This window comes from Streptomyces sp. NPDC058955 (genome assembly GCF_042741435.1).
Classification (GTDB): Bacteria; Actinomycetota; Actinomycetes; order Streptomycetales; family Streptomycetaceae; genus Streptomyces.
In genome coordinates this window covers 58,725-72,334 of the sequence record NZ_JBHYKM010000015.1, presented here as the reverse complement: position 1 = coordinate 72,334, position 13,610 = coordinate 58,725, and the positions used below count along the sequence as shown (strand labels likewise).

At 74.9% G+C, this 13,610-nt stretch carries 10 protein-coding genes; 3 read left to right on the top strand and 7 right to left on the bottom strand.

Going from position 1 to position 13,610, the window contains the following annotated elements; translation table 11 throughout:
* Positions 1-135 precede the first annotated feature (135 nt).
* Positions 136-1,011, bottom strand: coding sequence for an ABC transporter permease (locus ACFW1I_RS09315; RefSeq protein ID WP_384667875.1), 876 nt, complete (start codon positions 1,009-1,011; stop codon positions 136-138).
* Positions 1,008-3,662, bottom strand: coding sequence for an alpha/beta fold hydrolase (locus ACFW1I_RS09310; protein WP_384667872.1), 2,655 nt, complete (start codon positions 3,660-3,662; stop codon positions 1,008-1,010). Before ACFW1I_RS09310 ends, ACFW1I_RS09315 begins: the two co-directional genes overlap by 4 nt.
* Positions 3,663-3,807: 145 nt before the next feature.
* On the opposite strand from ACFW1I_RS09310, the gene ACFW1I_RS09305 reads away from it, so the two are divergent.
* A complete protein-coding gene (locus ACFW1I_RS09305; RefSeq protein ID WP_384667870.1) occupies positions 3,808-4,233 on the top strand; it encodes a GNAT family N-acetyltransferase in 426 nt (141 codons plus the stop codon).
* A 65-nt stretch (positions 4,234-4,298) separates the two neighbouring features.
* On the opposite strand, the gene mmsA is transcribed toward ACFW1I_RS09305, so the two are convergent.
* The 4 genes from mmsA to iolC all read right to left on the bottom strand — a co-directional run bounded on the left by mmsA (position 4,299) and on the right by iolC (position 9,614).
* Positions 4,299-5,801 carry a CoA-acylating methylmalonate-semialdehyde dehydrogenase gene (gene mmsA, locus ACFW1I_RS09300; RefSeq protein WP_384667868.1) on the bottom strand — a complete coding sequence of 501 codons (1,503 nt, stop codon included), beginning with the start codon at positions 5,799-5,801 and terminating at the stop codon, positions 4,299-4,301.
* 14 nt (positions 5,802-5,815) lie between these two features.
* Complete coding sequence (gene iolD / locus ACFW1I_RS09295; protein ID WP_384667866.1) at positions 5,816-7,681, bottom strand: 3D-(3,5/4)-trihydroxycyclohexane-1,2-dione acylhydrolase (decyclizing); 1,866 nt, start codon at positions 7,679-7,681, stop codon at positions 5,816-5,818.
* Positions 7,678-8,493, bottom strand: coding sequence for a 5-deoxy-glucuronate isomerase (gene iolB, locus ACFW1I_RS09290; RefSeq protein WP_384667864.1), 816 nt, complete (start codon positions 8,491-8,493; stop codon positions 7,678-7,680). The genes iolD and iolB overlap by 4 nt, the downstream gene beginning before the upstream one ends.
* Before the next feature lie 131 nt (positions 8,494-8,624).
* A complete protein-coding gene (gene iolC / locus ACFW1I_RS09285) occupies positions 8,625-9,614 on the bottom strand; it encodes a 5-dehydro-2-deoxygluconokinase (RefSeq protein ID WP_384667938.1) in 990 nt (329 codons plus the stop codon).
* 179 nt (positions 9,615-9,793) lie between these two features.
* On the opposite strand from iolC, the gene ACFW1I_RS09280 reads away from it, so the two are divergent.
* A complete protein-coding gene (locus ACFW1I_RS09280) occupies positions 9,794-10,708 on the top strand; it encodes a sugar phosphate isomerase/epimerase family protein (RefSeq protein ID WP_384667861.1) in 915 nt (304 codons plus the stop codon).
* A 275-nt stretch (positions 10,709-10,983) separates the two neighbouring features.
* Complete coding sequence (locus ACFW1I_RS09275; protein WP_031005915.1) at positions 10,984-11,181, top strand: AlpA family transcriptional regulator; 198 nt, start codon at positions 10,984-10,986, stop codon at positions 11,179-11,181.
* A 77-nt stretch (positions 11,182-11,258) separates the two neighbouring features.
* Here ACFW1I_RS09275 and ACFW1I_RS09270 read toward each other — a convergent pair whose 3' ends face one another.
* On the bottom strand, positions 11,259-13,523 hold the full coding sequence (locus tag ACFW1I_RS09270; protein WP_384667936.1) for an MMPL family transporter: 2,265 nt from the start codon (positions 13,521-13,523) through the stop codon (positions 11,259-11,261).
* Between the last annotated feature and the right edge of the window lie 87 nt (positions 13,524-13,610).

The following is a 13,610-nucleotide window of genomic DNA, read 5'->3' as shown; positions in this document are numbered from 1 at the left end:
CCGCCCCCGCCCCACCCCGCGCCCCCCCGCCCCGCCCGCCCCTCCAGCGCCCCCCCGCCCCCCCCCCCCCCGCCGGGGCGCGGGCGCCCGCCGCCCCCTCGGAGGGGGTGGTTGTGAGGCCGGCCGGGGCCGGTCTCAGGACACGATGTCCTTGCGGGCGAAGCCGCGGAAGGCGAGCGCGAAGAGGACCAGGGCGTAGGTGACGGAGATCGCCGCGCCCTGGGCCATCCCGCCCCACTCCAGGTGGGGCTGGAGGGCGTCGATCCAGGCGAACTGCCAGTGCGCGGGCAGGAAGTCGCGCCAGTCGCCGAGCGCCGTGACCGCGTCCAGGACGTTGCCGACGATGGTCAGGCCGACGGCGCCGCCGACCGCTCCGAGCGGGGCGTCGGTGCGGGTCGAGAGCCAGAAGGCGAGGCCCGCGGTGACCAGTTGGGAGACGAGGACGAAGGAGGTGGCGATGAGCAGCCGCAGGACGGACTCCCCCGCCGGGAGCGAGCCGCCGGTGGGCAGCTGGAGCGGCCCCCAGCCGTAGGCGACCGTGCCGGCGGCGAGGGCCAGCAGCGGGAGGAGGAAGAGCGCCGCGGTGCTGTAGCCGAGCGCGACCGTGAGCTTGGCGGCGAGCAGCCGGGAGCGGGGCACGGGCGCGGCCAGCAGATAGCGGAGCGAGGACCAGCCGGCCTCGGAGGCGACGGTGTCGCCGCAGAAGAGCGCCACGGGGATGACGAGGAGGAAACCGGCCGAGACGAACAGGCAGGTCGCCGCGAAGTTGGCGCCCGAGGCGGTCGCCGTGTCGATGAGGGTGATCCGGCCGCCGCGGTCGTCGGCGTCGGGGCCGCCGATGGCGAAGGCGACGATCAGGACGAAGGGCAGGGCGGCGAGCACCCCGGCCATCACCAGGGTGCGGCGGCGCTTCCACTGGCGCAGGGCCTCGACGCGCAGCGGCAGGGTGCGTCCGGGGCGGTAGCCGGGGGCGAGGGCCTCGGGGCCGGGGCCGGTGGCCGTCGCGGTCATGCGGATCCTCCGATCAGGGTGAGGAAGGCGTCCTCCAGGCGGCGGTGCGGGCCGACGCCGGTCAGCGGGACGTCCAGGCGGACGAGTTCGCCGATCAGCGCGGTCGTGTCGGCGGCGGCGTCGGAGGTGTCGTCACGGGTGTCGAGGCGGACCAGGAGGCCGTCGTCGGCGCGGACCGCGGAGCCGACGCCGGGCAGGGCGGCGATCTTCTCGACGAGCGCGTCGGGCACGGGGGCGCCCAGGGAGACGAGGAGGGAGTCGCCGGCGCCGGTGATCTCGGCGACCGGGCCGGCCTGGACGAGCTGTCCGCGGTCCATGACGACGAGGTGGGTGCAGGACTGCTCGACCTCCGCGAGGAGGTGGCTGGAGACGATGACGGTGCGGCCGCCCGCGGCGTACCGGATCATCACCTCCCGCATCTCGCGGATCTGCGGCGGGTCGAGGCCGTTGGTGGGTTCGTCGAGGATGAGGAGGTCGGGCAGGCCGAGCATGGCCTGGGCGATGGCGAGGCGCTGCCGCATGCCCTGCGAGTAGGTGCGGACGGCGCGTGAGAGGGCGCCGCCCAGGTTGGCGATGCGGAGGGCCTCGTCGAGGTGGGCGTCCTCGGCGGGGCGGCCGGTGGCCTTCCAGTACAGCTCCAGGTTCTCCCGGCCGGTGAGGTGCGGCAGGAAGCCGGCGCCCTCGACGAAGGAGCCGACCCGGGAGAGGACCGGGGCGCCGGGGCGGATGGCCTGGCCGAAGACGCGGATCTCGCCCTCGTCGGGGGTGATCAGGCCCATCAGCATGCGCAGGGTGGTGGTCTTCCCGGCCCCGTTGGGGCCGAGCAGGCCGAGGACCTGGCCCCGCTCGACGCGGAAGGAGAGGTCGCGGACCGAGTACCGCTCGCCGCCCTTGTACTTCTTCGACAGGCCGGTGATCTGGAGGGGGACGGAGGCGAGTTCCGGGTCCGGGGCGGGGGTCGCCGTGCGGCGGCGGGCGGTCAGCAGGAGGACGGCGGCGACGGCGAGGCCGGCGAGCGGCAGGCCCCACACCCACCAGGGCAGGCCGGCGGCCTGGGTGGTGACGGCGGGCGCGGTGGGCACGGTGAGGGGGCCCTCGACGGCGACGGTGTAGCCGGCGGTGGTCACCGGGGAGGCGTAGCCGAGGTCGGTGGCCGAGACGACCAGCCGCAGCCGGTGGCCGGCCTCCACCTCGTGGTCGATCGCGGGCAGGGTGAGGGTGACCGACCGGCCCCTGGCGGCGTCCTCGACACGGACCGGGGTGACGAGCTGGGCGGGCAGCACCTGCCGGGACCCGTCGGGCCCGACGTCGTACACCTTGGCGAAGAGGACGGCGGAGCCGTCGGCGGCGGTGGAGGTGACCCTGACGCGGACGGTCGGGGTGCCGGTGACACGGAGCGGCGCGGTCTGCGGGGCCGCGTCGAAGCGGGCGTGCTGGCCGGGGAAGTCGAGGGCGACGCCGACGCCGAGGGAGGAGGAGAGGCCGGAGAGGCCGCCGCCGAGGCCGGGGACGGCGGAGACGGCGGGCGGGGCTCCGCCGGCCGGGTTGGTGAAGCGCTGCGGCGGTCCGGCCAGGGCGAGCTCGCGGGTGCCGGCGCGCAGGCCCGGGTAGCGGTCGGCGGTGGCGGCGCGGAGGGTGGCGCGGCCGTCGGTGGAGTCGACGCCGCCGGTGCGGCTGACCCGGAAGGCGGGGCCGGTGTCGACGGAGGTGTCCCGCTTCAGCCAGCGGTCGAACCAGGCGCCGACGCGGTCCTCGACGCGGCCGGTCTCGCGGTCGCCTCCGTCGTGGCCGCCGGCGGCCCAGTCGACGGCGACGGGGGCGCCGTTGGCGGCGAGGGCGCGGGCCATGGCGTCGGACTGGTCGAGGGTGAAGAGGGAGTCGGTCTGGCCCTGGACGATGAGGGTGGGGACTGTGATGCGGTCGCCGACGGCGGAGGGGCTGCGGGCCTCCAGCAGGGCGCGGGCGGCGGCGTCGGGCCGGCCGGAGACGGCGACCCGCTCCTTGAGGGCGCAGATCTCGGGGGCGAAGCGGCCGCAGGGGTCGCCCCCGGGGCCGGTGCCCATGGAGAAGAGGATCCCGGACCACAGCTTCTTGTAGACGCCCTGGGGGAAGAGGGCGTCGGCCAGGTTCCAGTAGGTGATCTCGGGGGCGATGGCGTCGACGCGGGGGTCGTGGCCGGCCGCGAGGAGGGAGAGCGCGCCGCCGTAGGAGGCGCCGGAGACGCCGACGCGCGGGTCGCCGGCCTTGTCGAGGAGGACCTCGGGGCGGGCGGCGAGCCAGTCGACGAGCCGCCGGACGTCCCGGACCTCGTGTTCGGGGTCGTTGAGGCCGATCTTCCCGCCGGAGGCGCCGAAGCCGCGGGCGGACCAGGTGAGGACCGCGTAGCCGTCGCGGGCGAGCCGTTCGGCCTGCGGGCGGACGTCGTCCTTGGAGCCGCCGAAGCCGTGCGCGAGCAGTACGGCGGGGCGGCGGCCGGAGCCGGAGCCGGTGAAGTACGAGGTGTCGATCCGCACCCCGTCGAGGTCGAGGGCCCGGTCCTCGCGCTGCACGGGCGGGGGTTCGTCCTGGGCGACGGCGGTCCAGGTGCCGGCGCCCGCGAGGACGGTGAGGACGGCGGTGACCGCGGCCCACCGGGGAAGTCGGAGTCGCATGCCCCCGAGCCTAGGCGGGCCGTCCGTGCGCGGGCGGCGGTCCCGGGGCGGAAATCCGCGGCCTCCTGGAGTCGTACGCAGTACGGTCCGCGTACAGCGGTCGCGGTACGCCCGCGGCCGGGCGGCCGGGGCGGAGGAGGCGTGGATGGCGGACGGGTTCGAGATCCGGCGGGCCGGGACGGTGGCCGAACTGCTGGCGGCGGAGCACCTGTACGACGGTCCGGCGCGGCCCGCGTGGGCGGAGCGCTTCCTCGCCTCCCCCGGCCATCTGATGCTGATCGCCTACACGGCGGACGGCTTCCCCGCCGGGTTCGTGACGGGGATCGAGATGCTCCACCCGGACAAGGGCGCCGAACTGTGCCTGTACGAACTGGGCGTCGACGAGGCGTACCGGCGGCGCGGGCTCGGCCGGGCACTGACGGAGGCGCTGCTGGCGGCCGCCCGGGAGCGGGACTGCGTGGGCGCGTGGGTGCCGGTCGACACGGACAACGGTCCGGCGCTCGCCACGTACCGCTCGGCGGGCGCGGCGGACGACGGGGTGTGCGCGATCCGCACCTGGTCCTTCGGCTGAACGGCCGACGGCCCCCGGGGTGCGGCGGTGCGCACTCCGGGGGCCGTCGTACGACCCACTAGGGGTCAGTGGTTGCGCGGGAAGCCCAGGTCCACGCCGGCCGGGGCGTCGGCCGGGTCGGGCCAGCGGGTGGTGACGACCTTGCCGCGGGTGTAGAAGTGCACGCCGTCGTTGCCGTAGATGTGGTGGTCGCCGAAGAGCGAGTCCTTCCAGCCGCCGAAGGAGTGGTAGCCGACGGGCACCGGGATCGGCACGTTGACGCCGACCATGCCGGCCTCGACCTCCAGCTGGAAGCGGCGGGCGGCGCCGCCGTCGCGGGTGAAGATCGCGGTGCCGTTGCCGAACTTCGAGGCGTTGATGAGGGCGAGGCCCTCCTCGTACGTCTCGGCGCGCAGCACGCAGAGGACCGGGCCGAAGATCTCGTCCTGGTAGGCCTTGGCGGTGGTCGGCACGTGGTCGAGGAGGGACAGGCCGATCCAGTGGCCGTTCTCGTGGCCCTCCACCGTGTAGCCGGTGCCGTCGAGGACGACCGTGCAGCCCTCGGCCTCGGCACCGTGCACGTAGGAGGCGACCTTGTCGCGGTGGACGGCCGTGATGAGCGGGCCCATCTCGGAGGTCGGGTCGGTGCCGGGGCCGATCTTGATCTTCTCGGCGCGCTCGCGGATCTTCTCGACCAGCTCGTCGCCGATGGCGCCGACGGCCACGACGGCGGAGATCGCCATGCAGCGCTCGCCGGCGGAGCCGTAGGCGGCGGAGACGGCGGCGTCGGCGGCGGCGTCGAGGTCGGCGTCCGGGAGGACCAGCATGTGGTTCTTGGCGCCGCCGAGCGCCTGGACGCGCTTGCCGTTGGCGGAGGCGGTGGTGTGGATGTACCGGGCGATCGGGGTCGAGCCGACGAAGGAGATCGCGGCGACGTCCGGGTGCTCCAGGAGGCGGTCGACGGCGACCTTGTCGCCGTGCAGGACGTTGAAGACGCCGTCCGGCAGGCCGGCCTCGGCGAGCAGCTCGGCGATCTTCAGGGACGGCGACGGGTCCTTCTCGCTCGGCTTGAGGACGAAGGTGTTGCCGGTCGCGATGGCGATCGGGAACATCCACATCGGCACCATGGCCGGGAAGTTGAAGGGCGTGATGCCGGCGACGACGCCGACGGGCTGGCGGATCGAGGCGACGTCGACCCGGTTGGAGACCTGGGTGGACAGCTCGCCCTTGAGCTGGGTGGTGATGCCGCAGGCCAGGTCGACGATCTCCAGGCCGCGGGCGACCTCGCCGAGGGCGTCGGAGTGGACCTTGCCGTGCTCGGCGACGATCAGCTCGGCGATGGCGTCGCGGTTGGCGTCGAGCAGCGCGCGGAACTTGAAGAGGATCGTGGTGCGCTGGGCCAGCGAGGAGGTGCCCCAGGTGGCGAAGGCGTCCTTCGCGGCGGCGACGGCCGCGTCGACCTCCTCCACCGAGGCGAGGGCGACCTGGGTGGTGACGGCACCGGTGGCCGGGTCGGTGACCGGGCCCCAGTTGCCCGACGTGCCCTCGACGGTCTTGCCACCGATCCAGTGGTGGACGCTCTTCGTCATGACGAGTTACTCCTTCAGAGATGGCGGCGTCGGGCGGTGACGTGCCGGTCGTACTCCTCGCGGGCCTTGACCGCCGACGGGCGGGTCGAGATCTCGGCCACGGGCACATCCCACCACGCCTGGGCCGGGGGCGGGCCCGACACACTGTCTGCCGTTTCGGTCTCGATGTAGACACATGTGGGATCCGTGGCGGCCCGGGCGTCGGCGAGGGCTTCCCGCAGGTCACGGATGGTGCGGGGGCGCAGCACCCGCATCCCGAGGGACGCCGCGTTGGCGCCGAGGTCGACGGGGAGCGGGGGGCCGGTGAAGCCTCCGCCGGCGGCCCGCAGCCGGTAGTCGGTGCCGTACCGCTCGGCGCCGACGGCCTCGGAGAGGCCGCCGATGGAGGCGTAGCCGTGGTTCTGGAGGACGACGAGCCTGAGCGGCAGCCGTTCCTGCACGGCGGTGACGATCTCGGTGGGATTCATCAGGTACGTGCCGTCGCCGACGAGTGCCCAGACGGGCCGGCCGGGGGCGGCGAGGAGGACGCCGATGGCGGCGGGGATCTCGTAGCCCATGCAGGAGTAGCCGTACTCGACGTGGTACTGGTCGCGGGAGCGGGTCCGCCAGAGCCTGTGGAGGTCGCCGGGGAGCGAGCCGGCGGCGTTGATCAGGATGTCGGTGGTGTCGACCAGGGTGTCGAGTACGCCGAGGACCTGGGTCTGGGTGGGGCGGGCGTCCTCGTCGGGGGCGGCGTAGGCGGCGGTGACGCGGGCCTCCCAGCGCAGTTTCTCCTCGGCGTACTCGTGGACGTAGTGGGCGGGCACGTGGTGCGGGTCGAGGAGCGCGTGGAGCTGTTCGATCCCTTCGCGGGCGTCCGCGACCAGCGGCAGGGCGTTCTGCTTGTGGGCGTCGAAGGCGGCGGTGTTGAGGTTGACGAAGCGGACGGAGGGGTGGCCGAAGAGGGTCCCGGAGGCGGTGGTGAAGTCGGTCCAGCGGGTGCCGATGCCGAGGACGACGTCGGCGGTGCGGGCCAGGTGGTCGGCGACGGCGGTGCCGGTGTGGCCGACGGCCCCGACGTCCTGGGGGTGGCCGTGGGGCAGGACGCCCTTGCCGGCCTGGGTGGCGGCGACGGGGATGCCGGTGAACGAGGCGAACTCGGCGAGGGCGTCCTCGGCGGCGCTGTGCCGGACGCCGCCGCCGGCGACGATCAGCGGCCGGGCGGCCCCGGCGATCGCCGCGACGGCCGCGTCGAGTTCGCCCTCGTCGGGCGAGGCGCGGCGGATCCGCCAGGTCCGTTCGGCGAAGAACCGCTCGGGCCAGTCGTACGCCTCGGCCTGCACGTCCTGCGGGAGGGCGAGGGTGACGGCGCCGGTGGCGGCCGGGTCGGCGAGGACCCGCATCGCTTCCAGCGCGGCCGGGATCAGGGCCTCGGGGCGGACGATCCGGTCGAAGTAGCGGGAGACGGGGCGCAGGCAGTCGTTGACGGAGACGTCGCCGGCGTGCGGCACCTGGAGCTGCTGGAGGACGGGGTCGGCGGGGCGGGTGGCGAAGGTGTCGCCGGGCAGGAGCAGGACCGGGAGGTGGTTGATCGTGGCGAGGGCGGCGCCGGTGACGAGGTTGGTGGCGCCGGGGCCGATGGAGGTGGTGACGGCGTGCGCGGAGAGCCGGTTCCGCTGGCGGGCGTAGCCGACGGCGGCGTGCACCATGGCCTGTTCGTTGCGGCCCTGGTGGAAGGGCATGCCCTCCTCTTCGATCAGCGCCTGGCCGATCCCGGCGACGTTGCCGTGGCCGAAGATGCCCCAGGTGGCGGCGATCAGCCGGTGCCGTTCGCCGTCGCGTTCGGTGTACTGGGCGGCGAGGAAGCGGACGAGGGCCTGGGCCACGGTGAGGCGCGTCACTGGTATCCCTCCGTGTGATCCGGGTGGAAGCTGATCTTCCACTCCCGTTCGGGGCCGGGGCCCGCCATGACGTTGAGGTAGTAGAGGTCGTGCCCCGGCTGGGCGATCGAGGGGCCGTGCCAGCCGTCGGGGACGAGGACGGCGTCGCCGTGCCGGACCTCGGCGAGGAGGTCGGCGCCGCCGGGCCGCGAGGGCGAGATCCGCTGGTAGGCGTAGCCGCGCGGGTCGGCGATCTCGTAGTAGTAGATCTCCTCCAGGACGGACTCGGTCCCGGGGCGGTGCTCGTCGTGCTTGTGCGGCGGGTAGGAGGACCAGTGGCCGCCGGGGGTGATCACCTCGACGGCGATCAGCCGGTCGCAGGCGAAGGCGTCGGCGGAGGCGAAGTTCCGTACCCGGCGGGCGCGGTCGCCGCTGCCGCGGTCCTCCACGGGAACCTCCGGCGCGGGGCCGTAGCGGGCGGGGAGTCGTCGCTCGCAGTTCGCTCCTGCCAAAGCGAAGCGGCCTCCCGCGCCGGAGGCGATCTGGGCGTGGGCGTCGCGCGGTACGTAGACGAAGTCGGTCACGGAGGCGAACACGCTGTCGCGGCCCCCGAGTTCGAAAATCTCCCCGTCGACGCGCACGGTACCGCCCCCGGCGAGGGGAAGCACCACCCATTCGGCATCCGCGCTGTCGAAGCTGTGGGTCGCGCCGGGCGGCAGGTCGAGGACGCGGAGGGCGGAACGGCTCCATCCGGCCGTCCCGGGGTCGACGTCCAGCGCGTACGGCCCCCGCGCGGCGGTCCCGGCGGGGAGGTGGAGACGACGGGTGGTCACCGGTGCTGGTCCTTGGTCGGAAGGGACGGGGCTGAGCGGGTGCGGAAGCGGTGGGAGCGGGGGCGGTGGGAGCGGGGGCGGTGTGGGCGGGTGTGGTGGGCGCGCCGGCCGATGGTCACCCGGGGGGGTGGTCACCGGGGGGCGTCCTCCGGCGGCCGCGGGAGGGTGGCCGAGCCGGCGGCGAGGGCGCGGTCGATCTCGGCGGCGTCGGGCATGGCGGGGGCGCAGGCCAGCCGGCCGGCGACGATCGAGCCGGCGGCGCCCGCGCGGCGCAGGGTCTCCTCCAGGGGGAGGCCGGCGAGGAGGCCGTGGACGAGGGCGCCGCCGAAGGCGTCCCCGGCGCCGAGGCCGTTGACGACCTCGACCGGCAGCGGCGGGACGGCGGCGCGGCGCCCGTCGGCGGCGAGCGCGAGGACGCCCTCGGGTCCGCGTTTGACGACGGCGAGCGGGACGCCGGCGGGGTCGCCGGGGGTGCCGGGGGCGAGCCGGCGCAGGAGGGCCCGGGCGGCGGCCTCCGGGTCGCGTTCGCCGGTGGCGACCTCGCACTCCTCGGCGTTGCCGACGGCGACGGTGGCGTGCCGCAGGGCCTCGGCGTAGTGCGGGCGGGCGGCGGCCGGGTCGGGCCAGAAGGCGGGCCGCCAGTCGAGGTCGAGGACGGTGGGGGCGCGGCCGGCGCGGGCCCGCAGGGCGGTGAGGGTGGCGGCGCGGCTGGGTTCCTCGCTGAGCCCGGTGCCGGTGGTCCACAGCACGCGGGCGGCGCGGATCGCGTCGAGGTCCAGCTCGTGCGGGTGGATCTCCAGGTCGGGGGCCTTGGGGCGGCGGTAGAAGGTGAGGGGGAAGTCGTCGGGCGGGAAGAGGGCGCAGAAGGTGACGGGGGTGGCGAGGTCGGGGACCTCGGTGACCCAGCGGCCGTCCACCCCGAACTCCTTGAGCTCGCGCCGGAGGTAACCGCCGAAGGGGTCGGCGCCGGTGCGGCTGATCAGGGCGGTGCGGCGGCCGAGGCGGGCGGCGGCGACGGCCACGTTGGCCGGGGAGCCGCCGAGGAAGCGCCGGAAGGTCTCGACCCGGTCGAGTCCCACGCCGCTCTGGAGGGGGTACAGGTCGACGCCGAGCCGCCCCATGGTGATCAGGTCGTACGGCTCCGACTCCACCCGTGCCACCTCTCGACTCCGGCGTCCCTTCCCAGGTCTAGCCCTCCGCCGGGAGGCGTGTCAACGATATGTCCGGACATTCGGACGGATGCCCCGCGGGTCCGGCGGGTGTCTTGACGCTGCTCCGGGGCGCGGTCAAGGTGGCTGGCATGACGAAGCCGTCGCCGCCGTCGCCCGCCCGCATCCGGATCGGTTCCGCCCCGGACTCCTGGGGGGTGTGGTTCCCCGACGACCCCCGGCAGGTGCCGTGGCAGCGGTTCCTGGACGAGGTGGCGGGGGCCGGCTACGAGTGGATCGAGCTGGGTCCGTACGGCTATCTGCCCACCGATCCGGCGCTGCTCGCCGAGGAGACCTCCCGGCGCGGGCTGCGGGTGTCGGCCGGCACGGTCTTCACCGGGCTGCACCACGGTCCGGCCGTGTGGGAGCGGACCTGGGCGCACGTCGCGGAGAACGCGGCCCTGGCGCAGGCCATGGGCGCCGGGCATCTGGTGGTGATCCCGTCCTTCTGGCGGGACGACAGGACCGGCGAGGTCCTGGAGGACCGGGTGCTGACGGCGGAGCAGTGGCGGGATCTGACCGCGCTGACGGAGCGCCTGGGCCGGGAGGTGCGGGAGCGGTACGGGCTGCGGATCGTGGTCCATCCGCACGCCGACACCCATCTCGACGACGAGGAGAGCGTGACCCGCTTCCTGGACGCCACCGATCCGGAGGCGGTGGCGCTCTGCCTGGACACCGGGCACTACGCGTACGCGGGCGGGGACAGCGTCAAGCTGATCGAGACCTACGGGGAGCGCATCGGCTACCTCCATCTGAAGCAGGTGGATCCGGCGGTGCTGGCGGCGGTGCGGGCCGAGGGCCTGCCGTTCGGCCCCGCGGTGGCGCGCGGGGTGATGTGCGAGCCGCCGGCGGGCGTGCCGGCCCTGGAACCGGTGCTCGCGGCCGCGGCGGCGCTGGACGTGGAGCTCTTCGCGATCGTGGAGCAGGACATGTACCCGTGCGAGCCGGACGCGCCCTATCCGATCGCGCTGCGCACCCGCGGCTACCTCCGCTCCTGCGGCGTGTAGCCGGACGGTCCGCCGCGGACCGCCCGCGCGCTCCGGCGCACGCGGGCGCGCCGTTGTGACCGTTCGTCACTTCCGTCACGGGGGTCGCGCCGACGTCACACATGTCGCGGTTACGCGGGCTCCACGTCACAGGCGTTCGACAGCCGCTCCCCGGCCGTCCGAGCGGGTCGTTCTCCGGGCACAGGCTCAGTGATCACCGACGCCACCGCCCGCAGCGCCCCCGAACGGCACCCCCGCCACCGCTGCGCGGCACGGGGCGTGAGGGAGGTACAGGCATGACGGACAGAAGCCTCTGGTCGTACAAGGACATCGCCGCGCACATCCGGGTGCAGCCGGACACGGTGCGGTCCTACCGGAAGCACGGGCTGCTGCCGCCGCCCGACCACGTCGAGTCGGGCAAGCCCTTCTGGTACGCGGACACCGTCCGGGCCTGGGTCGCGAGCCGTCCCGGCAACCGGGCGCGCCGCGACTGACCCTCTCCGTCCGTCCCGCGCGGCGCCGTCCTCCGGTGGAGTCCGGGGGGCGGCGGCCCCCCCCCGCCCCGGGCGGGCTAGCCCCGGGCGCCGACGGGTTCGCGTCTCTCCTCCGGGGCGCCGGCCCCGGCGGCGGGCGGCTGCTCGGACTCGCTGATGCCGAAGCGGTCGTGGAAGCGGCGCAGCGGTCCGGGGGCCCACCAGGTGAGGCGGCCGGTGAGCTTCATGACCGCGGGGACGAGGAGGCTGCGGACCACCATGGCGTCCATGAGGACGGCGAGGGCGACGCCGAGGCCGAGCATCTTGGTGTTGGTGACCCGGGAGGTGCCGATGGCGACCATGACGACGGCGAGGATGACGGCGGCGGCGGTGATGAGCCCGCCGGTGCGGGCGAGGCCGAAGCGGACGGCGCCTTCGTGGTCGCCGGTGGTGTCGTACTCCTCCTTGATGCGGGAGAGCAGGAAGACGCCGTAGTCCATGGAGAGGCCGAAGGCGACGCAGAACATGAGGACCGGCAGGGTCGTCTCGATGTCGCCGGTGGCGGTGAAGCCGAGGAGGCCAGAGAGGTGTCCGTCCTGGAAGACCCAGACGACGGCGCCGAACATGGCGGTGAGGCTGAGGGCGTTGAGGACGACGGCCTGGAGGGGGACGATCACGCTGCCGGTGAGCAGGAAGACCAGCAGCAGGGTGACCAGGACGATGATGCCGGCGGCCCAGGGCAGCCGGTCGGCGATGGCGTCCTTGGAGTCGACGAGGACGGCGGCCTGACCGGTGACGGAGGTGGCGAAGGGGGCTTCGGCGGCGCGCAGTTCGCCGACCGCGCGCTGGGCGCCCTCGCCGGTGGCCGGGCCTTCGGGGACGACGCTGTAGAAGGCGCGGGCGTCCGCGCCGGTGCCGGAGACCATGGGGCCGTCGACCCGCACGACGCCGTCGAGGGCGGCGACGCGCTCGCGGTAGGCGCCGTACTCGGCGGGGGTGGCGGGGCCCTCGGCGAGGACGGTGAGGCTGCCTCCGGGGTCGCCGGGGAAGCCGGCGCGGAGCTCCTCCTGGACGATCCGGGAGGTGGCGGTGGCGGGCAGCTGCCGGTCGTCGGCGGTGCCGAACTTCACGCCGAGGAAGGGCAGTCCGAGCAGGACGAGGCCGGCGGTGGTGAGGACGGCGAAGACGGGGGCCCGGCGCATCACCAGGCCGGCCGCCCGGGACCAGCCGGTGGCCGCGCCGGGGTCCTTCGCGGGGGTACGGCCGCGCCGGAGGAGTCGGCGCAGGTCGAGGGCGTCGACCCGGTGGCCGAGGAGCACGAGGGCGGCGGGCAGCAGGGTGAGGGCGGCGGCCGCGGCGAGCAGGACGACGGCGATGCCCGCGTAGGCGAAGGAGCGCAGGAAGTACTGCGGGAAGACGAGCATGGCGGCGAGGGAGACGGCGACGGTGAGGGCGGAGAAGAGCACGGTCCGCCCGGCGGTGCGCAGGGTGGTGCGGACGGCGGCGGACGGATCGGCGCCGGCGGCCAGTTCCTCGCGGTAGCGGCGGACGACGAAGAGCGCGTAGTCGATGGCGAGGCCGAGGCCGAGCGCGGTGGTGAGGTTCTGCGCGAAGACGGAGACGTCGGTGAACTCGGTGATCCCGCGCAGCACCGCGTTGGTGCCGAGGATGGCGACGATGCCGACGCCGAGCGGCAGCAGGGCGGCGACGGCGCTGCCGAAGACCATGACGAGCAGGACCAGGGTGACGGGCAGGGCGATCAGTTCGGCCCGCAGCAGGTCCTCCTGGATGATCGTCTGCATCTCGTGGCGGACGGCGAGGCCGCCGCCGAGGGTGACCTCGACGGGTCCGTGGGTGCCCCGGTAGGTCGGGGCGATGCGGTCGAGGAGGGCGCCGGCCTCCTTCTCCTCGCCGGCGATCCGGGCGGCGACGACGGCCTTGGTGCCGTCCTCGGAGCGGAGGGCGGGCGAGCCGCCGGCCCAGTAGGAGCCGACGCCCTCGACGCCGGGCTCGGCGGCGAGCCGTTCGGTGAGCCGGCGGGCCTCGGCGGCCACGGCGGGGTCGTCGACCCCGGCCTTCCCGGCGTCGACGAGGAGCAGCAGGTTCGGCTGGGAGCCGGGGAACTCCCGCTCCAGGGCCTCGGTGGCGTAGCTGGACTCGGCGGCCGGGTCCTCCCAGCCGCCGCTGCCCATCCGGTCGGCGACACCGCCGCCGGCGAGGACCGCGAGGGCCGTGAGGACCAGGGCGACCAGCAGGGTGAGCCGGGGCCGCGCGGTCACGAACCGCGTCCATCCCCCGCCCCCACCAGGGCTTCCGTCCGGTCCCCCGCCCCGTGCGGGGGTCGTTTTCTTGACTTCGGACAGCACGCGGTGTCCCCTTCACCGTGGCCCCCGCTCTCGCTTCCCGGCAGGTCGCGGGGGCCGTCCATTGCCATAGACTGGCAAACACGA

Bases quoted from the DNA above. Each gene is read 5' to 3' on its own strand.
- ACFW1I_RS09315 (WP_384667875.1), bottom strand. From the start codon at position 1,011: ATGACCGCGACGGCCACCGGCCCCGGCCCCGAGGCCCTCGCCCCCGGC.
- ACFW1I_RS09310 (WP_384667872.1), bottom strand. From the start codon at position 3,662: ATGCGACTCCGACTTCCCCGGTGGGCCGCGGTCACCGCCGTCCTCACC.
- ACFW1I_RS09305 (WP_384667870.1), top strand. From the start codon at position 3,808: ATGGCGGACGGGTTCGAGATCCGGCGGGCCGGGACGGTGGCCGAACTG.
- mmsA (WP_384667868.1), bottom strand. From the start codon at position 5,801: ATGACGAAGAGCGTCCACCACTGGATCGGTGGCAAGACCGTCGAGGGC.
- iolC (WP_384667938.1), bottom strand. From the start codon at position 9,614: ATGGGGCGGCTCGGCGTCGACCTGTACCCCCTCCAGAGCGGCGTGGGA.
- ACFW1I_RS09280 (WP_384667861.1), top strand. From the start codon at position 9,794: ATGACGAAGCCGTCGCCGCCGTCGCCCGCCCGCATCCGGATCGGTTCC.
- ACFW1I_RS09275 (WP_031005915.1), top strand. From the start codon at position 10,984: ATGACGGACAGAAGCCTCTGGTCGTACAAGGACATCGCCGCGCACATC.